Below are 17,604 nucleotides of genomic sequence, written 5' to 3'. Positions count from 1 at the left end.
AAAATACTCTGTGATCTGTGGGCTCGACGGAACCCGCTCAACAAACGCATGAACCTGTGGGCAACAACGAAAGGCATTGCTGCCCTGAACAACCAGACAGTGATAACGAATAGACCGCTGAGCTGTCCAGTGTTTTGGTGGTTTCGGGGGCTTCCGGTGAGCGGGAAGTGCCTATCATGATTTTGAATAAGGCTTTTTTGAGGCCTAAAGGGAGATGTTCCCTTGTAACGGAAGACGGGAAATCACAGTTATCTGATTGTTCCAAGAGCCTCCTTGTCTTGCCTGAGGCTATGGTGCAAGGTGACAGAAGTCTGCCCGATCATAAAACGAAACGAATCAAGAGGCCTGAATTATGGATTTCACATTTTCCAGTTCCGCTTTGCCAACCAGTGGAACTCTTGTTGCAACAGCAAAAGCTGATGCAGTGCTGTCAAAGTCTGCCCAGGTGTTTGACAAGCTGACAAACGGTGCGGTTGCCAAAGCTGTTGAAGCAGAAGGCTTTACAGGGAAGAAAGGTGAGGTTCTCGAGATTTTGGCACCGGCTGGAATGGATGCCCATCGTCTGGTTCTCGTCGGCGTTGGCAAGGTGGAAGAGCTGCTGCTGACCGACATTGAAAATATGGGAGGAGCACTCTACAAGAGGCTTTCGCCCAAGCATCCGGAAGCCGTTGCGGTGACACTCGACGGTTTGGCCGTTGCCGGTCAGAGTGCCGATGTAGCAACAGCACATCTGGCGGCCGGAATGATCCTGCGCAGCTATCGTTTTGATACCTACAAGACAAAAAAGGATGACGACAGGAAACCGTCGATTGGTTCTGTTGCGCTGCACGTTTCCGATATCAAGGAAGCCGAAGCGGCCTTCCTGCGTCTGCAGGCTGTGGCCGAGGGTGTATTCCTCACCCGCCAGCTGGTCTCCGAACCGCCAAACAAGCTGTACCCTGAAACCTTTGCAGATGAAGCCAGAAAACTGGAAGAACTGGGTGTGAAGGTCACGGTTCTGGGCGAGAAAAAGCTCAAGGAACTCGGAATGGGGGCTCTTCTGGCTGTCGGCATGGGATCCGAGCGGGAATCAAAGGTTGCCATTATGGAATGGCAGGGGGCAAAGGACAGGAAAGAGGCTCCGGTTGCTCTCGTCGGAAAGGGGGTCACCTTTGATACCGGCGGTATTTCCCTCAAGCCTGCGGCAGGCATGGAAGACATGAAGTTTGACATGGGCGGGGCCGGTGTCGTCTTCGGCGCCATGAAGGCTCTTGCCGGTCGCAAGGCCAAAGCGAATGTCGTCGGGATCTGTGGTCTGGTGGAAAATATGCCGGCAGGCAATGCACAGCGTCCGAGTGATATTGTGACATCCTACAGCGGGAAGACGGTTGAGGTTCTGAACACGGATGCCGAAGGCCGTCTGGTTCTGGCCGACATCCTGTCCTATGTTCAGGAAAAGCACAAACCCCGGGCCATTGTCGATCTGGCAACTCTGACCGGTGCGATGATTATTGCACTCGGACATGACTATGCCGGTATTTTCTCGAACAGTGACGAGCTGTCTGAAGGCCTGACGCAGGCTGGTAAAACAGTGGACGAGAAGGTCTGGCGCCTGCCGCTTGATGACTGTTATGACAGCCTGCTGAACAGTGAAGCAGCCGATATGAAGAATATTGGCGGACGTCCGGCCGGTTCGATTACCGCTGCCCAGTTCCTGCAGCGCTTCATTGAAAACGATACGCCCTGGGTACACATCGATATTGCGGGCACGGCCTGGGCCGGCAAGGAAAGCGCCACGGCTGCGAAGGGAGCCACCGGATATGGTGTTCGCCTTCTTGACCAACTGGTTGCGGACCGTTACGAGTCTTGATCAATCTGAAACCGTGAAAGGGCCGGTGTAAAATCGGCCTTTTTCCAACCCAGGAAAACCGGTCATGACGGAAGTTCGCTTTTATCATCTGACAAGAACGGCGCTCGAAAAGGCCTTGCCTGTCATGCTGGAAAAGGTGCTGGAACGCGAGCAGACTGCCGGAGTGGTTTCGACAGCACAGGCCGAGCTGGGCAATCTTGACGACAGCCTCTGGAGTTTCAGGCCCGAGAGTTTTTTGCCCCACAGTTTGCTGGGGGGCAAAACTGTCGGGAGTGATGATCCGATTGTCCTTACAACCGATCCTGCTCAGGCCCGGGAACGTGATGTTCTGTTCTTCCTGCATGGTGCGTCGCCGGATGCACAGTGGGCAGGTGGTCTGGAAGAGGGCGGGAAGCCATCGGTGATGGCTCTGCTGTTTGACGGGCACAATGCAATCGCGGTTCAGGAAGCCCGTGTGCAGTGGAAGGCTTTGAAAGCGCTTGATCGGCTGGAGCTGACCTACTGGCAGCAGACTGACCGGGGAGGCTGGGAAAAGAAAGCCTGAATGGAGCCCCACCATTTGAAAAGCCCTGCAGAGGTGCAGGGCTTTTTTGCGGTTATTTGCTTTTGCTGATCAGGTCAACGTAGGCGCGGACCGCGCCGTCCATCCCCATCAGAAGGGCGTCTGCTGTCAGGGCGTGCCCGATGGAAACTTCCTCGACCCAGGGAATGGTCTCAAGAAACAGACCAAGGTTTTCCAGATTGAGATCATGGCCCGCGTTGACTTCAAGCCCGGCATCTCTGGCGGCTTCGGCTGTCTTGCGGAAACCGTCAAGACAGGCCTGCCGGGAGTCTGTGCCAAAGGCCTCGAAGTACGGGCCGGTATAAAGTTCGATCCGGTCAGCTCCGACAGAGGCCGCTTCGGCAGCGATGGCAGGGACGTGATCCACAAAGACCGAGACACGTGCAGAGGTTTTGTCCCTGATGCGCGCGATAACCCCGGTCAGCAGTTCGCGATCTTTGTTGATGTTCCAGCCGTGGTCGGAGGTTTTCTGATCGGGATCATCCGGAACCAGTGTGACCTGTTGAGGCTGTGCAGCTTCGACCAGATCGAGGAAATCCGCAGTTGGATAGCCTTCGATGTTGAACTCGACGGGAGCCGGATAGTTGTTGCGCAGAAGTGTGGCGAGTTCAGAGACGTCTGTTTTGCGGGTATGGCGTTCATCCGGGCGAGGGTGAACGGTGATGCCCTGCGCACCGGCTTTCAGTGCAATCTCGGCCATCTGGATGACGCTCGGATAATCGATGTCGCGCTGGTTTCTCAAAAGAGCGACTTTGTTCAGGTTAACGCTAAGGACCGTCATGATCTCTATCCCGAATTTATGTAAGCAATTGGCTACAGGTCTATTGGGAAGAGTGGACCTTTAAAAGGTCCAGAATTTTAAATTTTGTTGGGGCCAGTTTCAGCTGGCGGCGCGTGCCATTTTCATCAGCCATTTTCTGAAGGCCTGTAACCGGGGAAGAGTGGCCTTTTCCTGGGGATAAACGAGATGATAGGCCAGCTTTTCATTGTTGGCTCCGGGCAGCAGCTGGCAGAGGCTGCTGTTGTTCAGTTCTTCCTCGATCAGAAACTTGGGAAGAAGCGCAATCCCCATTCCGCTGATTGCAGCATGGATCACCATGTGGAAATGCTCAAACCGGGGTCCGATTGTTGCTTTTGGTGCAGTGATGTCCTGGGTTTCGAACCATTCGCTCCAGGCCATCGGGCGTGAGGTCAGGTGAATCAGGGGCAGCCCGTTGGCGATATCCTCTGCTGATATCTTGTTGTTCTTGCAGATGACATCTCCGGAGTTGATGAGGCGATTGTGAAAATCGGGAGAGCAGACAGGCAGCAGCTCCTCGCCCATCAGAAAGTCGCTTTTTGCACCGGGCCACTGCCCTGTCCCGAAGTGAATGGCTGCATCAACCGGATCGTTGCCAAAATCAAACGGTCCCAGTCTGGTGATCAGATTCAGATGGATCTCCGGATGATGGCTTGTGAAATCCGGAAGACGGGGAATGAGCCAGCGGCTTCCGAAAGTTGGCAGGCAGGCCAGTGTCAGCTCTCCGCCGACGCCGCGATAGGCCATCAGTCTGAGAGTTGCCCCGTGAAGCTTTTCGAGACCTTCGCGGACTTCCTCGGCATAGCTGCGCCCGGCCTGCGTCAGAACCAGACGCTGGTGATGACGCTCGAACAGAACGAGGCCGACTTCATCCTCAAGCTGCCTGATCTGGCGGCTGACGGCGCTTTGTGTGACATTCAGTTCCTGAGCAGCCTGTGTAAAGGACAGGTGACGCGCTGCAGCTTCAAAGGTTTTCAATGCTGACAGGGACGGAATCATCCAAAGATTTCCTTATGATCAAAGAGTGCTCTTTCCGTGAGCTTTGCCATTTGAGTGTGACAGCCGCTGTGGAGCCTTTCCCAGAGAAGCAGCACCAGCGCGGCCATAAAGCGTGTCGCATGGAAAGCCGGCAGGCGATCGGCTGGCTGTTTTGCTGTATCCAGCATAGCCTTATCCTGCCCGATGGAGAAGTCTTCCATTAAACTCAGGAGGCTGAGGTCCCACAAGGCAGGGGCTGTTGAAGCGTATTCCCAGTCCAGAAGACTAATGGAGCCATCTGGATGAAGGAGGGCATTTCCGCAATGGGGATCGCCATGGCAGGGAGCCTGTCCCAGGGGCTGATAGAGAGCTTCAGCCCTTGCCTGAAAGGAAAGAAGCTCCCGGATCGGCGCCGGTATGTCCCGGCCATCATTTTCCAGATCCCTGCAATAGAGCTTCAGACAACCCCGCGGATCGAAGCGGTTGTGGAAAGGGATCGCAGCAGCATTGAGTCTGCAAAAGCATTCAACAAGGCGGTTGAAGATATGATCCGTGTCCAGATCGCTTTTCTGCAGGAGGCGACTGCCTGCACTTTCCCTGAAAACAAGCAGTCCATCGCGTGAGACATGGAGAGGTTGCTCTGCGATGGGGACGTTTTGCAGGACCCTGTAATTTTCGAATTCGCTGTTGCGTTCTACTGTTGTGCCCTGGGTGTCACCGGGAATACGAACGATCCAGCTCGCCTGAGCCGCGGACACGCGATAAACCTGATTGCTTCTGCTGGCAAGCCGGGTCAGGGTCACCTCGCTCGCCTTCAGGTTCCTGAGGTCTTCAATGCCGGTGAGCCGGATCTTTGCCTGCAGCAAGTTCCAGAGTGCAGTGTCCACAGCCTTTCCTTATGTCTTGCCTGACAGGAACCTTGATCCCGGAGCCGCAGGAAACGGCACCGGAATCCTCCTGTTTCTGTTCAGGCGTTCCCTCGCGGACGGGATCATGTCTTTCTGTTTCTGTCTGATCGCGCTCCGGTTCGCGTTGTCAGTACTGATTGATGTCTTCAGAAGACTTGGCCTTAAAGGCAAGCCTCATGACAACCAGGAACACGACAGCCAGAACCGAAACGGCAAGGAGATGATACGCCAGATCATGCTGAAAGAAACCGGCGATGGTGTCGGACTTGACCAGCAGCCCGACAAACAGGGCACCGAGACCGAATGAGATCAGGATGTAGCCTGCACCCAGAAGCATTTCCAGAATGACGAGGATTGCCCCCAGACTGATCCATCCGTTGCCGTTAAGAAAGAACTCATGCATTGCTGTTTTTCGATCCTATCAGTTCTGTCAGCAATTCAAGTGACCCCACTGCCTTTGTAATGTCCGTTGGCATGATGACGGTTTTGGAATTGCTGGAAGACGCGACTTCGCTCATCGCCTCGACCTGTCTTTTCATGATATCAAAGTTGATAGCGCCCTGGCCACCTTCGTTGATGGCCTGGGCAATAACGCGTGTTTGCTCTGCGGTTGCTTCGGCCTTGATACGGATAGAATAGGCCTCGGCATCTGCGGCGACCTTGATGGCCTCGGCTTCCTTCTGGGCCTCGAAAAACTTTGCTTCTGCGTTCAGCTCGACACTTCGCTTTTCGCCCTCGGCTCTGGCAACCGCAGCACGTCTTTCCCGCTCGGCATTGAGCTGTTGCCTTTGGGCATCCTTGGTTTCTGAGTCGACCTTGACGTCTGTGATCTCTGTGCGGGTGATCTCGACACCCCAGATTTCAGCTGCAGACTGGAGATTGGTCAGGATCTCGGCGTTCATCTTGGCCCGGCTGGATTGCAGTTCGTCCAGATCGAGCTTGCCAGCGGCACTGCGGACAATTGACTCGGCTGTCGTCTGGATGGCGCGGTTGACGTTCTGAATGCGATAGACCGACTTTGCAGAGTCCACAATCCTGAAGAAGTTGGTTGCCTCAAGGATGACTTCGACGTTGTCCTTGGTGATCACGCTGATCTCAAAGGCATCAAGCTGGCGTTCCAGAATGGAGATCTTGTGGCGTGCGACATCCAGAAAGGGAACGATGAAGTTGATCCCTGCGGACAGGGTCATCGAGTACTTGCCGAAACGCTCGATCACATATTCCTCTGATTGCGGGACGACCTTGATTGCCTGGAAGGCGACCACAATAAAAAACACGGCCAGAATCAGGATGACGATCGTGCCGCCTGAGATTACGTCCATTTTAAACCCCCTCTTTTTGTAAATTCTCTTTCTGGGAAGCTATTCTTCATTCTGGAAGTTGAGTGTCAAATTAAATAATTCAATCTCTGGTCCGATTCATGATCACGGGTTGTCGTGGACCTGCTTGTTAAAGCTGTGAGACTTGCTATTTTCTAGCAGAATTTCTTTTGTCACCCGGAGGGCCAATGACGACATTTTTCAGCTCTGTGCAGACATTCATGTCCGGGATCGAAGCTGACCGCCAGCGAAGCTTGCAGGCCTCTGTTCTCTCCGGTGACGGATTGATCGAACAGGGTGGACGCCGTCTTGTGAACATGGCCTCCAACGATTATCTGGGACTGGCCAGTGATCCGCAGATCCGTGAGGCGGCTGCAAGGGCTGCGCAGGACTGCGGTGCGGGGGTTGGTGCTTCAAGGCTTGTTACGGGCAACCATCCCCTGTTTGTCGAGGTTGAGGAAAAACTGGCTGCTCTCAAGGGAACGGAAACAGCGCTGCTTTTCAACTCCGGCTTTCAGGCCAATGCCGGATTGCTGGCAGCTCTGCTGGACGGAAGACTGCACGGATTGAGAGGCAGGGCCCCGAAGGTCCGGCTTTTTACCGATCGCCTGAACCACGCGAGCCTGCATTTTGGCATTGCTGCATCCGGGGCCGTCCAGAAGCGTTTTCGGCACAATGATCTTGATCATCTTGAAGAACTTCTGGAGCAGAGCAACCCCGAAGAAGGGCCCGCAATTGTTGTGACCGAGTCTGTCTTTTCGATGGATGGTGATCGCCTTGATGTCGGGCGGATCAGAAGGCTTGCGCAGCAGTATGATGTCTTTCTGATGATCGATGAAGCGCATGCCAGCGGGGTGCTTGGCCTGAACGGGATGGGGCTTTGTGCCCATGATCGTTCGGAAAATTACGACAGTGCGGAACTGGTCATGGGAACTTTCGGCAAGGCGCTGGGCAGCTTTGGTGCCTATGCAGCCTGTTCGGACGTTATGAAGCAGTATCTGGTCAATCGCTGTAGCGGTCTGATCTATTCCACAGGCTTGCCTCCGGCTGTTCTTGGCGCGATGTCGGCTGCACTGGACAGGGTGCCGAAGATGGAGGCCGAACGTGCGCATCTTCAGGGCCTCTCTGATCGGTTGAGGGAAAGGCTCGGGATGCTGGGGCTGGACAGCCTCGACAGTTCGACACAGATTGTGCCGGTGGTTCTGGGCAGTGACCAGCGCGTTATGTCGGTGGCAAAGGCCCTGAAGGAGAGAGGATATCTGGTGGGGGCAATCCGCCCGCCAACAGTTCCGGAAGGGACCGGACGCCTGCGCATTACCCTTTCAGCGGCTCATTCCTGCGAACAGGTCGAGGGGCTGTTGAGCGGGTTAAAGGACATTCTGGAAAACGGGGGACCGTTGTGAAAATTCTCTGTATCAGCGGATGGAGTTTGGGAGAAGCTCTCTGGGAGCCTTTTATCAGACAGTTGAACCCGGAATGGGAGGTAAGCTGCTTTGCGCCTTCGGAACAGGATGACCCTGTCGATGATCTGGGGGTCCTGCTTCTGATGGGAGGATTTGATGCTGTGGTGGCGCATTCCTGGGGCGGGGCGCTTGCCCTGAAGCTTTACAGTGGTCTTCAGCTTGAAGAGGGGCCTCCTCTTTTGCTTTGCAACAGCTTTACCTGCTTTGCCAGAAAAGCGGATCTGGCAGAGGGAGTGGAGCCCAGAGTGATCCGGCGCATGATTCGCGGTCTGGATGCTGATCCGCAAAAGCTTCTGGGGGATTTTCAGAAACAGGCGGGCCTTGAGACCGTTGACAGGGCTCTCATGGCAGACCCTGTGGAACGGGACCGGCTTGTTCAGGGGCTGAATGCCATGCTGGAGGATGACCTGCGCAAACACTGGTCCCTGCAAAAGGACCGGCAGGCTGTTGCTGTTCTGGCCTCTGACAATGATCTCATTGTGCCAAAAGCCTTGACAGAAGCCTGTTTTGAAGGTGAAACGCTGCAATGGATAAAGGGCGGAGGGCATCTGTTGCCTCTGTCGAACCCGCAAGGTTGCGCAGAAGCGTTGCTCAGCCTTTTGTAACGCTATCCGGGCAGGACGATTTTATGACAACCGAACTGTGGAAAAATGCCGTCGCGCAGGCCTTTGATGCGGCCGTTGAAAGCTATGACGGGCAGGCGGCGGTTCAACGCTGGGTGGCGGGTGAGCTTTCCGGTGATATCCAGTCGTTGCAGGAGGGCGTGAAAACGCGGTCTGTTCTGGAGATCGGGTGCGGGACCGGTGCGCTTTCCTCGGCATTGCTGCCGGTTTTTGACCGGGCGCACTGGCTGATCACGGATGTTGCACCGGCCATGGTCGCTGCCTGTGAGGAAAAGCAGAAAGAGACTGCAGGAAAAATCAGGGGGTCTGTAACCTACCACGTGATGGATGGCGAGGATCCTGTTGCTGCCCGCGACTATTGTGAGCAAAGAGGCTGGAACGGATTTGATCTGATCTGTTCTTCGCTGGCCTTTCAGTGGTTTGCAGACCTGCCGGGAACTGTCGCCAGACTGCGTCAGCTTCTTGCGCCGAAGGGACATCTTGTCTTCACGACGCTGGGTTCGCAATCCTTCGGGCAATGGAAAGCGGCTCTGGAACAGGCCGGTCTGGATGTGCAGGGATTGAACTATCCGGATTTCAGGCAGCTGCTGGAACAGGCCGGACGCTCCGGAGCTGTTTCCATCCGGGAGGAAGAAATCCGCGAGCCCTACAGCAGTGCCCGGGATTTTCTGAACATGCTCTCCGGTCTGGGAGCAGATCGTCAGAAGGCCGATGTGGCTCCGGTCAGTACCGCAAAACTGCGCAGGGCCTTGCGAAGCCTTGAGGAAGACCCGTCCGGGATCGCTGTGGATTACGAGATTTTCTTTGTTGTCTGTTCTGCCAGATAACAAGGGATGCAGGCGGATATGAAAAAGGCGGAGCATTGCGCTCCGCCTTTTCTTTTCGGGAACAATTGTTCGTCAGGAAAGATCCCGGATTTCTTCTGCAACGATTTCCCGAACCTTTTCCTCGTCCTGAATGCGTTCACTGTTTTCGCTGGAGATGGACTTCAGCAAACCGAGAACCATGACAATCAGAACAAAGGTGAAAGGAAGGGCGCCGGCAATGGAGGCAGCCTGAAGGGCCTTGAGCGCTTCCTTGCCACCGATCAGCAGAATGATGATGGTGATCACGCCCAGCAGTATACCCCAGATGATACGTTGCTGGGTTGGGGGGCGGCGGCCAAAGGCCAGCAGGCGGCCCAGTACCAGAGTACCGGAGTCAGCCGAGGTGACAAAGAAGACCACGACGACAATCAGTGCGGCAATCTTTGCAATTGTCGCTGCGGCACCCGGAGTCAGGACCTCGAAGGCCTTGTAAAGCGTACCGGCGTAATCCCAGTTGTTCACAGCTGTGTTGTAGATTTCCATATCGGCGCGATAGATACCTTCGTAGATACCGGCAGAACCGATAATGCCGAACCAGATCAGGGCAACCATGGAAGGCACAAGCATGACACCGAGAACGAACTCGCGGATTGTGCGACCACGTGAAATGCGGGCAATGAACATACCGACAAAAGGTGCCCACGCGATCCACCAGCCCCAGTAGAAGATGGTCCAGCCACCCTGCCATGTCCGCTCATCCGGGCTGCGGGCTGTCCACAGGGACATCTGAACGGCTTCTGACACATACTCGCCCAGCGCAGTGATTGTGCTGGCGATCAGGTAGTTGGCGTTGGAAGCCATCAGGAAGTAGCCGAGGATTACAATACAGATCCAGGTGTTCAGTTCGGACAGGATCTTGATCCCCTTTGCAACACCGGTTGTTGCAGAGAAGGTTGCAATGCCTGTCACAACGAGAATGGAAACAACCGTAACGGTCTGGCTCTTTTCGGCAAGAATGCCCAGAGACACCAGACCGGAACCGATCTGTTCAACACCCAGTCCCAGTGTTGTGGCAATACCGAAGATCGTGCCGAGAACAGCCAGAATATCGACGGTGTGACCCAGCGGACCGTAAATCCTGTTGCCGAAAAGCGGATAGAGTGCTGAGCGGATGGACAGGGGAAGGCCTCTGCGGAAAGCGAAGTAAGCCAGAGAGAGGCCAACGATCCCGTACATGCCCCAGGCAACAGTGCCCCAGTGGAAGATTGTGAGCTTCAGGCCGCCTGCAGCCGCTTCTGCGACCAGATCATTCGGGACCGGGAAGCCTTCATCTCCGGGCAGCAGACCTGCTGCCAGAGCTGTTTCCTTGGCCTGGAAGAAGCTGGCAACAGCCGCCTTGACCTCGGCTGTCAGGAATGGGTTGCCCCCGCTCCAGCCACTGGCAAAGTGGATCAGGGGTTCGGACATGCTGAAGAACAGCATGCCTGCACCGGTGCCGCAGCCAAAGAGCATGGAAAACCATGCAAAGTTCGAGAATTCCGGACGATCCGTATCCTGACCAAGGCGGATTGTGCCGGCCTTGGACAGCATCAGATACATACAAACCAGAAAGGCCCCCATCATAACAGCGATGTAGTACCAGCCCAGAGTTTGCTCAATCCAGGATTTCAGGCCTAGGAACTGGGCGCTTGCCGTGTCCCCCAGAAGAATGGTGTAGAGGATAAAAACGGCCACCATCGAGATGGCGGTAATTCCCAGTGTTGAATTCAGACCCTTGAGAATGCCGCGTTTGGCAATCAGGTCATCAAGTTCGTCGTCAGTGTACATCTATTCATCCCTATTCAGTTTTCATTTTTATGTATCGCCCTGTTCTTGTTTGGTGGGTGAACAGGTTGTAAAGACCTCTGTCAAACAGGTTCAGAGATCAATTCTGATGGCCCCTTTCGGGCGGCTGCAGCAGGCCAGAATGTAACCTTCTGCACGTTCGAATTCCTGAAGACCGCCGAGATCCGGCATGTCGACCTCGCCACTGGCGAGTTTGACCTTGCAGCTGCCGCAGATACCCTGCTGGCAGGAGGATTCAACCCAGAGACCGGCATCGAGAGCGGCTTCCAGAACCGTTTCATTGTTGTTGCATTCAATACTTTTTCCGCTTTGGAGGAACTCCACGGATCCGCCTTCGTCGCTGCCGGGCATGGGGATTACAACCGCCTCGCCGAAGCTTTCCTGATGAAGCGCTTTGACAGGAACCTGTGATGTGATCTCGCGGGCAATTTTCATGAAGCCTTCGGGGCCGCACATGTAGATTGTGCGTTCGGCATGATCCGGCACGAGCTCTTCCAGCAGTTCGGGAGAAAGGCGTCCCTCCCTGCCGTCAAAGTCTGTTGAGCCCTCGAGATCATCAACAACAAGGTGAATGGTCGCCTGCGGATAGCGCTTGCGGATAAAGGCCAGTTCGTCAGCGAAGATCAGGTCTGACGGGTTGCGGGCGAAGTGAACGAAGGTCATGTCCAGATCGCTCGCCTGATCCAGCAGGGTGCGCATCATGGACATCACGGGGGTAATGCCGGATCCTCCTGACAGGAAGAAGGGTTTGTCGCCTGGCAGGTCAGGAAAATTGAAATCGCCACCGATGTTCATGATTTCGATTTCGGAACCGGCGACGACAGTGTCATTCAGCCAGTTGGAGACGAGCCCGTCCGGAACCCTTTTGACGGTCAGATGAAGCGTGTCAGGTCTGCTGGCGGGGGAGGAAATGGAATAGGAGCGCAGGCAGGTCTTCCCGTTGATAGACAGTTTTATCGTGGCAAACTGTCCGGCTTTGAAGTCAAAGCTCCTGCCGTTTCTGTCCTTGAGGATAAAGGTTTTGCTGAGCGCGGTTTCTTCGATGACAGCAGCGCAAACCAGCGTTCCGGGACTGGTAAAAATCTGTCCCGCGTTCTGATTGACTGAGGGGGATGACATGTGCGCTTGCATTTCGGGTTGTCCTGACTTTTGCGAATTCTGATTCAATAGCCCTGCATTTTAAGGGGGAGCTTTAATTATTCCCATTAAGTGAAAGTGCATTATCGATCATTTTTATCGATTGAATTTCGATGCGGGTCCGCTTTGTCAGTCAAGCCGTCGGCAAAACATTCTTTTCCCTGCTTTTTGATCTCTGAGTCTGAACGCCTGCTTCTGTCCTCCCGTGCCTGTTGTTTCGTTTTGTCCCTGACTGAGGATAATGCAGGGAGGTACAGTCTGTGAACACCCATTGTTGTTATTGTTGCCATAAAGAACACTTATAGGATGAGTTGGCAAAGGATTGCCGGGCTGCACCATTGTCAGGCGTTGATGTTGTGACGGCTCTTGCTTCGCATGGGAAAAACGGGGAGGAGTTCTGTCTCCACCTGTATGGGAGATCAATTCCTCCGGGGGGAGAGACTGAATTGTTGCCTTGCAGAAATTGTCCGTGCGATCATCCTGTGGTGAGCACCGAGCACCGAGCACCGAGCACCGAGCACCGAGCACCGAGCACCGAGCACCGAGCACCGAGCACCGAGCACCGAGCACCGAGCACCGAGCACCGAGCACCGAGCACCGAGGAGTTATGGAATGATGTCCGCGTGCGGATTATGGCTGGTGCTGCCTGAATTCCTCTTTCAGGGTGGAAATGGCTTTTTTGACAGTCGGGGAGTGCCTTTTCCTGAAATGGACGACGGCAAAGACATCCTGGGAAATGATCGGTGCACCCTCGACCAGCCTGTAGGTCGTGTCGTCCCGGGTCAAACGGTTCCCGACGTGCAGGGGTACATAGGTCGTGCCACCATAAAGATTGAGAAATTCCATGGCCAGATCATCATTGCCGGCGCTGAGCTGCGTTCGCGTCAGGTGGGGAAGAAGCTCGTCGTGCTTTTTCTCGAAGCTCGGTGTGTAACCTATTTTGAAGTAGTGTTCCATCCTGACGTCAGACAGCTTGCTGATGGTGTTTGACACCATCACAAAGTGCTCCTTGCCGATGGATTCAATGGTCATGTCTGACAGGTATTGCGGAGAAAAGATAATGCCGATATCTGCAGTGCCTGAACTGATGTCCCGCATCACCTGCATGGAATAGTCCAGCTCGAAGTGCATCGAGACAGAAGGCATGGCTGTTCTCAGCTTTTTGGACCACTCCAGAATTACGGAACGAATCAGACTGGGCTGTGCTGAAATTTTCAGGGACTCTGTGAAACTGTTTCCGACAGAGGCATCCTTTACGGCCTGTCCCCAGGTGTTCAACAGTGATCGGCAGTGGGCTTCAAAACGGCGACCTGCCGGTGTCGGTTCGGCTCCGCCGCGGCCTCTTTCAAAAAGACGGGCGCCCAGATCATCTTCCAGCATGCGGACACGCGCGCTGACAGTCGATTGCGTGATGTTCAGGCGGTCTGCGGTCCGGTTGAAGTTTCTGGTTTCCAGAATATCCAGAAAAGTCAGGAGAAGGAGCTTGTTCATTTTAATCGCCAAAACCGATTGATATGAAGTGTGTGACAATATTTATCGCTGAAAGTCTCTCCACTAGTCTAGCAAAAAACAAAAAGCCGCCCCTGCGGGGGAATGAATTAGAGAGAGGAGACATTCATGTTCACGGTTGATTGTGATTGCCATAACTACTGGTGCAGCGCCACCGTGCTGGAACCATACATGGAAGGGTTGTTCAAGGACATGTTTGTCCGTGGTGAACGCACCGGTCCGCGCGGGGCTTTTCCGCATGGTCACCGTCCGTGGTTTCACCCTGAAGGTTTCGCACGTCACGACGTGCAGCCTGTAGAGGAAGACGACAACTATGCCATCATGAAGGCAAAGCACCTGGACAAATACAACATTGATGTTGCGATTCTGACAGGTGATGAGCCCATTGAAGCCTCGACACTGGCAAACCCCTACTACGCGGATGCCCTGTGCCGTGCCTACAATGACTATATGATTGATTACTGGCTGCCGAAAGACGAGCGCTTCTGGGGTTCCATTGTGGTCGCCCCGCAAAACCCGCAGCTGGCTGCTGCCGAGATTCGCCGTCTGGGAAGCCACCCTCGCGTTGTTCAGGTTCTCGTTAGCCATGGTGCGGCGCGCCCTTACGGGGATCCGTTCTATCACCCGATCTATGAAGCCTGTGCGGAAATGGGCTTGCCCTTTGCCATGCACCTGGGCGGACAGGGTGGTATCAACTCCACACCGATTGGTGCGGGACCGTCCACTTTCTTCTGGGAAACCCACGCGATTCTGCCGCAAACGGCCATGACACACATGGCGAGCCTGATTGCGAACGGCGTCTTTGAAAAATGGCCGGACCTCAAGGTTGTCATCATCGAGTGCGGTGTGGCCTGGGTGCCGTCGGTTCTGTGGCGTCTGGATGCAAACTTCAAGGCACTTCGCAAGGAAACACCATGGCTGAAACGCCTGCCGTCAGAGTACTTCAAGTCCAACATCCGCATGTCGACCCAGCCGCTTGAGCAGCCGGAAAACATCCAGCATCTCTGGGCAACTCTGGAAGCGATGGATGGTGAGAACACGCTGATGTTCGCATCCGACTATCCGCACTGGGACTACGATGACATCACCAAGCTGCACATTCCTCCCCAGTGGAGAGAAAAGGTTCTGGGGCTCAATGCGCTTGATGTCTACACGCGCATTCCACGCCCTGTGACAATGGCTGCTGAATAAAGGTTGGGAAGAGAAAAATGGCGGAAAAACACTTTGCCTGCAAAGCAGAACAGGTTTCTGCAGAAAAAGCGACAATCGTAAGTGTGAACAACCTGAGCGTGGGCGTGTTCAAACTGGATGACGGTTTTCATGCCCTCCTGAATGTCTGCCCCCACAAGGGTGCTGCTCTTTGCGAGGGGCCCCAGTGTGGCACAACAAGGGAAACCGACAAGGAAGAGTTTGTCTATGACAAGGCCGGTGAGCTTGTGCGCTGTGCCTGGCATGGATGGGAATTTGATATCCGGACAGGGGAATTTCTGGTTGATCCAAAGATCAGAGCGCGCTCTTTCCCTGTAACGGTTGAGGACGATGATCTTTTTGTCCACATCTGACCGTTACATACTCCAGCTTGTGATCGGGGATTTGTGAAACCTCTGCCCCTGCTCTCACAAGCTCACTGGGTTGATCCATTTTCAAAGTGGATCAACCTTTTTTTATGCGAACGCCGGGCAGAAGGTCGCAAGGCTTGAAAAACTGGCCTGAAAGCGTATTTATGACTGAATTGTCATTTTTACGGACAGATGCCTTGTCTCCTGATCTTTCGCAACATCTCCGTCGTGGAATCTTCGTCACCGGGACGGATACAGAGGTCGGCAAGACCTTTGTTTCTGCTGCACTTACCCGCAAACTTCAGGCTCACTACTGGAAACCGGTGCAGACCGGCCCCGTCGAGGACCACGATCAGCCGACGGTGCAGCGCCTGAGCGGCTTGCCGGACAGTCATTTTTCCGCCTGCCATTCCATTTTCCCGGACCCTCTCTCTCCGCATGAGGCTGCGAAAAGGGTGGGGAAAACCCTTGATTTTGCATCAGTGGATTTCCCGGCTGTGGAGGGCGATCCCTTCTGGCTTGTCGAAGGAGCAGGCGGGGCGCTGGTTCCGCTTGATGACACCCATCTCATGACGGATTTGATGAAGGTTCTGGGACTGCCTGTTGTGATCGTTTCCCGATCCGGGCTGGGAACAATCAACCACACCCTTCTGACACTGGAAGCGTTGAGGAGCCGCGCAATTGAAGTTGCCGGTGTGATTATGAACGGCCCTGAAAATCCGGCAAACAGGGAAGCAATAGAAAACTATGGTAAGGTCGAGGTACTTGCAGAACTGCCAAGACTGGATACTGTAACATCAAAGACAATGGAAAGCCTGATGCCCCACCTTGATCACGCTGCCGATATTCTTGTGAAAAGGAGCAGGGGCAATGAATGAAGAACTCGAAAGACTGGTTGAACTGGACAAGAAGCATGTCTGGCATCCCTTTACCCAGGCGCAGACCGCTCCCGACCCGGTTCCGATCGAACGGGGGGAGGGCGTTGTCCTCCATACGGCAGACGGACGCCAGATCATTGACTACATCTCGTCCTGGTGGGTGAACCTCTACGGGCATGCTCATCCAAGGGTCAGTGCTGCCATTGCAGAGCAGGCCTCACAGCTTGAGCAGGTCATCTTTGCCGGTTTTACCCATCGGCCGGCCATCAGGCTGGCAGAGAAGCTTGCAGAGCTTTTGCCGGGTGACCTGTCGCGTGTTTTCTATTCGGACAATGGATCGACGGCAGTCGAGGTCGGACTGAAAATGGCCTACCAGTACTGGGCCAACAAGGGACAGAGCCAGCGCAAACGCTTCCTGACCTTTGACGGGGCCTATCACGGAGACACGGTTGGAGCCATGTCTGCCGGGGTTTCCTCCCGGATGTTTGATGCCTGGAAAGAGCTGTTCTTTACGGTTGATGTTCTGGATTATCCGAACACCTGGGAGAATGATGCCCGCTGTGAAGAAAAGGAAGCCCGGGCCCTTAAGCTGCTGGATGATTTTCTGGACCGGCATGCGCAGGAGACCTGTGCACTGATTATGGAGCCACTGGTTCAGGGCGCCAGCGGTATCCGGATGGTTCGTCCGGAATTTGTGAAGGCGGTTGTCGAGCGTCTGCGTGAACATGGCATTCTGGTGATCTTTGATGAGGTCATGACAGGATTTGGTCGAACCGGATCGAACTTTGCCTGTGAAAAGATCGGGGTTGTTCCTGATATCATCTGTTTGTCCAAAGGCCTGACGGCAGGCTTCCTCCCCTTGTCAGTGACCGTTGCACGAGAAGAGATTTACAGGGAATTTCTTGGCGAGAGTTTTGACCGGGCGTTCTGTCACGGGCATTCCTTTACGGCAAACCCGCTGGGCTGTGCTGCTGCGCTGGCCTCGATGGAGTTGCTTCAGAGCGAGGAGGTCCGGCAGTCCTTCAAACGGATCGAGAAGGCGCATGATCGCGGGCTGGATTATCTGAGAGACCTCAAACAGACGACGGCGCATCGTATCTGCGGCACAATCGGAGCCTTTGATGCCGTTGTGGACGACGGAGGTTATACCTCGTCGCTGGGCAATGATCTCAAACGCTGGTTCTGGGATCGCAACATGCTGTTGAGACCCCTGGGCAATGTTGTCTATCAGTTGCCGCCCTATGTGATCACAGACGAGCAGATTGACCTGGGATGGAAAGCTGCGGCCGAGGCCATGATCAAACTTAATCCGCCAAAGGCCTAATGAGTTGTCTTGCCCAACCTGATCAGTCAGGATAGAAGAGACATG

At 54.6% G+C, this 17,604-nt stretch carries 17 protein-coding genes; 9 read left to right on the top strand and 8 right to left on the bottom strand.

Annotated elements, in window-relative coordinates:
• The first annotated feature begins 352 nt into the window (after positions 1 to 352).
• Together AAAH10_RS01000 and AAAH10_RS00995 are read left to right on the top strand one after the other, a co-directional pair.
• Positions 353 to 1,849, top strand: coding sequence for a leucyl aminopeptidase (locus AAAH10_RS01000; RefSeq protein ID WP_343559645.1), 1,497 nt, complete (start codon positions 353 to 355; stop codon positions 1,847 to 1,849).
• Positions 1,850 to 1,913: 64 nt separating this feature from the next.
• Positions 1,914 to 2,393, top strand: coding sequence for a DNA polymerase III subunit chi (locus tag AAAH10_RS00995; protein ID WP_343559642.1), 480 nt, complete (start codon positions 1,914 to 1,916; stop codon positions 2,391 to 2,393).
• A 52-nt stretch (positions 2,394 to 2,445) separates the two neighbouring features.
• Here AAAH10_RS00995 and AAAH10_RS00990 read toward each other — a convergent pair whose 3' ends face one another.
• The 5 genes from AAAH10_RS00990 to AAAH10_RS00970 all read right to left on the bottom strand — a co-directional run bounded on the left by AAAH10_RS00990 (position 2,446) and on the right by AAAH10_RS00970 (position 6,418).
• Positions 2,446 to 3,192, bottom strand: coding sequence for a pyridoxine 5'-phosphate synthase (locus AAAH10_RS00990; protein WP_343559639.1), 747 nt, complete (start codon positions 3,190 to 3,192; stop codon positions 2,446 to 2,448).
• Positions 3,193 to 3,291: 99 nt separating this feature from the next.
• Positions 3,292 to 4,209: a transcriptional regulator GcvA gene (gcvA, locus tag AAAH10_RS00985; protein WP_343559636.1), complete on the bottom strand. Its 918-nt coding sequence runs from the start codon at positions 4,207 to 4,209 to the stop codon at positions 3,292 to 3,294.
• Positions 4,206 to 5,075, bottom strand: coding sequence for a phosphotransferase (locus tag AAAH10_RS00980; protein WP_343559633.1), 870 nt, complete (start codon positions 5,073 to 5,075; stop codon positions 4,206 to 4,208). The genes gcvA and AAAH10_RS00980 overlap by 4 nt, the downstream gene beginning before the upstream one ends.
• 148 nt (positions 5,076 to 5,223) lie before the next feature.
• Positions 5,224 to 5,499, bottom strand: a complete 276-nt coding sequence (locus tag AAAH10_RS00975) for an NfeD family protein (RefSeq protein ID WP_343559631.1) — start codon at positions 5,497 to 5,499, stop codon at positions 5,224 to 5,226.
• Positions 5,492 to 6,418 (bottom strand): SPFH domain-containing protein, encoded by a 927-nt coding sequence (locus tag AAAH10_RS00970; protein ID WP_343559629.1) that lies wholly within the window; start codon positions 6,416 to 6,418, stop codon positions 5,492 to 5,494. The genes AAAH10_RS00975 and AAAH10_RS00970 overlap by 8 nt, the downstream gene beginning before the upstream one ends.
• Positions 6,419 to 6,603: 185 nt before the next feature.
• On the opposite strand from AAAH10_RS00970, the gene AAAH10_RS00965 reads away from it, so the two are divergent.
• Genes AAAH10_RS00965 through AAAH10_RS00955 form a run of 3 tightly spaced genes read left to right on the top strand, consistent with a single transcriptional unit; the run spans position 6,604 to position 9,328 of the window.
• Positions 6,604 to 7,818, top strand: coding sequence for an aminotransferase class I/II-fold pyridoxal phosphate-dependent enzyme (locus AAAH10_RS00965; protein ID WP_343559627.1), 1,215 nt, complete (start codon positions 6,604 to 6,606; stop codon positions 7,816 to 7,818).
• Positions 7,815 to 8,483, top strand: a complete 669-nt coding sequence (locus AAAH10_RS00960) for an alpha/beta fold hydrolase (protein WP_343559624.1) — start codon at positions 7,815 to 7,817, stop codon at positions 8,481 to 8,483. Before AAAH10_RS00965 ends, AAAH10_RS00960 begins: the two co-directional genes overlap by 4 nt.
• 23 nt (positions 8,484 to 8,506) lie before the next feature.
• Positions 8,507 to 9,328 carry a methyltransferase gene (locus AAAH10_RS00955; RefSeq protein WP_343559621.1) on the top strand — a complete coding sequence of 274 codons (822 nt, stop codon included), beginning with the start codon at positions 8,507 to 8,509 and terminating at the stop codon, positions 9,326 to 9,328.
• Between the two features lie 72 nt (positions 9,329 to 9,400).
• On the opposite strand, the gene AAAH10_RS00950 is transcribed toward AAAH10_RS00955, so the two are convergent.
• The 3 genes from AAAH10_RS00950 to AAAH10_RS00940 form a co-directional block, all read right to left on the bottom strand.
• Entirely contained in the window at positions 9,401 to 11,134 is a 1,734-nt protein-coding gene (locus AAAH10_RS00950) for a BCCT family transporter (protein ID WP_343559618.1), read from the bottom strand.
• 90 nt (positions 11,135 to 11,224) lie between these two features.
• Positions 11,225 to 12,271 (bottom strand): FAD-binding oxidoreductase, encoded by a 1,047-nt coding sequence (locus tag AAAH10_RS00945; protein WP_343559615.1) that lies wholly within the window; start codon positions 12,269 to 12,271, stop codon positions 11,225 to 11,227.
• A 648-nt stretch (positions 12,272 to 12,919) separates the two neighbouring features.
• Positions 12,920 to 13,780, bottom strand: coding sequence for a LysR family transcriptional regulator (locus AAAH10_RS00940; RefSeq protein ID WP_343559613.1), 861 nt, complete (start codon positions 13,778 to 13,780; stop codon positions 12,920 to 12,922).
• Between the two features lie 126 nt (positions 13,781 to 13,906).
• On the opposite strand from AAAH10_RS00940, the gene AAAH10_RS00935 reads away from it, so the two are divergent.
• From AAAH10_RS00935 to bioA, 4 genes are all read left to right on the top strand, one after another.
• The gene (locus AAAH10_RS00935; protein ID WP_343559610.1) at positions 13,907 to 14,989 is read left to right on the top strand and encodes an amidohydrolase family protein; all 1,083 of its coding nucleotides are present in this window, start codon (positions 13,907 to 13,909) and stop codon (positions 14,987 to 14,989) included.
• A 17-nt stretch (positions 14,990 to 15,006) separates the two neighbouring features.
• Positions 15,007 to 15,360 carry a Rieske (2Fe-2S) protein gene (locus tag AAAH10_RS00930; protein WP_343559608.1) on the top strand — a complete coding sequence of 118 codons (354 nt, stop codon included), beginning with the start codon at positions 15,007 to 15,009 and terminating at the stop codon, positions 15,358 to 15,360.
• Between the two features lie 161 nt (positions 15,361 to 15,521).
• Entirely contained in the window at positions 15,522 to 16,235 is a 714-nt protein-coding gene (gene bioD / locus AAAH10_RS00925; protein ID WP_343559606.1) for a dethiobiotin synthase, read from the top strand.
• Positions 16,228 to 17,559, top strand: a complete 1,332-nt coding sequence (gene bioA / locus AAAH10_RS00920) for an adenosylmethionine--8-amino-7-oxononanoate transaminase (protein WP_343559604.1) — start codon at positions 16,228 to 16,230, stop codon at positions 17,557 to 17,559. The genes bioD and bioA overlap by 8 nt, the downstream gene beginning before the upstream one ends.
• Positions 17,560 to 17,604: the final 45 nt, after the last annotated feature.

Origin of the sequence: Carbonatibacter coralli (genome assembly GCF_039592655.1) — a bacterium.
GTDB lineage: Bacteria > Pseudomonadota > Alphaproteobacteria > Kiloniellales > Kiloniellaceae > Carbonatibacter > Carbonatibacter coralli.
Note: the sequence above shows the minus strand (reverse complement) of the source record. Positions and strands in the feature narration are given on the sequence as shown.

Coding starts and splice junctions, on each gene's coding strand:
- gcvA (WP_343559636.1), bottom strand. CDS start 4,209: ATGATTCCGTCCCTGTCAGCATTGAAAACCTTTGAAGCTGCAGCGCGT.
- bioA (WP_343559604.1), top strand. CDS start 16,228: ATGAATGAAGAACTCGAAAGACTGGTTGAACTGGACAAGAAGCATGTC.
- AAAH10_RS00945 (WP_343559615.1), bottom strand. CDS start 12,271: ATGTCATCCCCCTCAGTCAATCAGAACGCGGGACAGATTTTTACCAGT.
- AAAH10_RS00965 (WP_343559627.1), top strand. CDS start 6,604: ATGACGACATTTTTCAGCTCTGTGCAGACATTCATGTCCGGGATCGAA.
- AAAH10_RS00935 (WP_343559610.1), top strand. CDS start 13,907: ATGTTCACGGTTGATTGTGATTGCCATAACTACTGGTGCAGCGCCACC.
- AAAH10_RS00940 (WP_343559613.1), bottom strand. CDS start 13,780: ATGAACAAGCTCCTTCTCCTGACTTTTCTGGATATTCTGGAAACCAGA.
- AAAH10_RS00930 (WP_343559608.1), top strand. CDS start 15,007: ATGGCGGAAAAACACTTTGCCTGCAAAGCAGAACAGGTTTCTGCAGAA.
- bioD (WP_343559606.1), top strand. CDS start 15,522: ATGACTGAATTGTCATTTTTACGGACAGATGCCTTGTCTCCTGATCTT.
- AAAH10_RS00975 (WP_343559631.1), bottom strand. CDS start 5,499: ATGCATGAGTTCTTTCTTAACGGCAACGGATGGATCAGTCTGGGGGCA.
- AAAH10_RS00990 (WP_343559639.1), bottom strand. CDS start 3,192: ATGACGGTCCTTAGCGTTAACCTGAACAAAGTCGCTCTTTTGAGAAAC.
- AAAH10_RS00950 (WP_343559618.1), bottom strand. CDS start 11,134: ATGTACACTGACGACGAACTTGATGACCTGATTGCCAAACGCGGCATT.
- AAAH10_RS00995 (WP_343559642.1), top strand. CDS start 1,914: ATGACGGAAGTTCGCTTTTATCATCTGACAAGAACGGCGCTCGAAAAG.
- AAAH10_RS00955 (WP_343559621.1), top strand. CDS start 8,507: ATGACAACCGAACTGTGGAAAAATGCCGTCGCGCAGGCCTTTGATGCG.
- AAAH10_RS00970 (WP_343559629.1), bottom strand. CDS start 6,418: ATGGACGTAATCTCAGGCGGCACGATCGTCATCCTGATTCTGGCCGTG.
- AAAH10_RS01000 (WP_343559645.1), top strand. CDS start 353: ATGGATTTCACATTTTCCAGTTCCGCTTTGCCAACCAGTGGAACTCTT.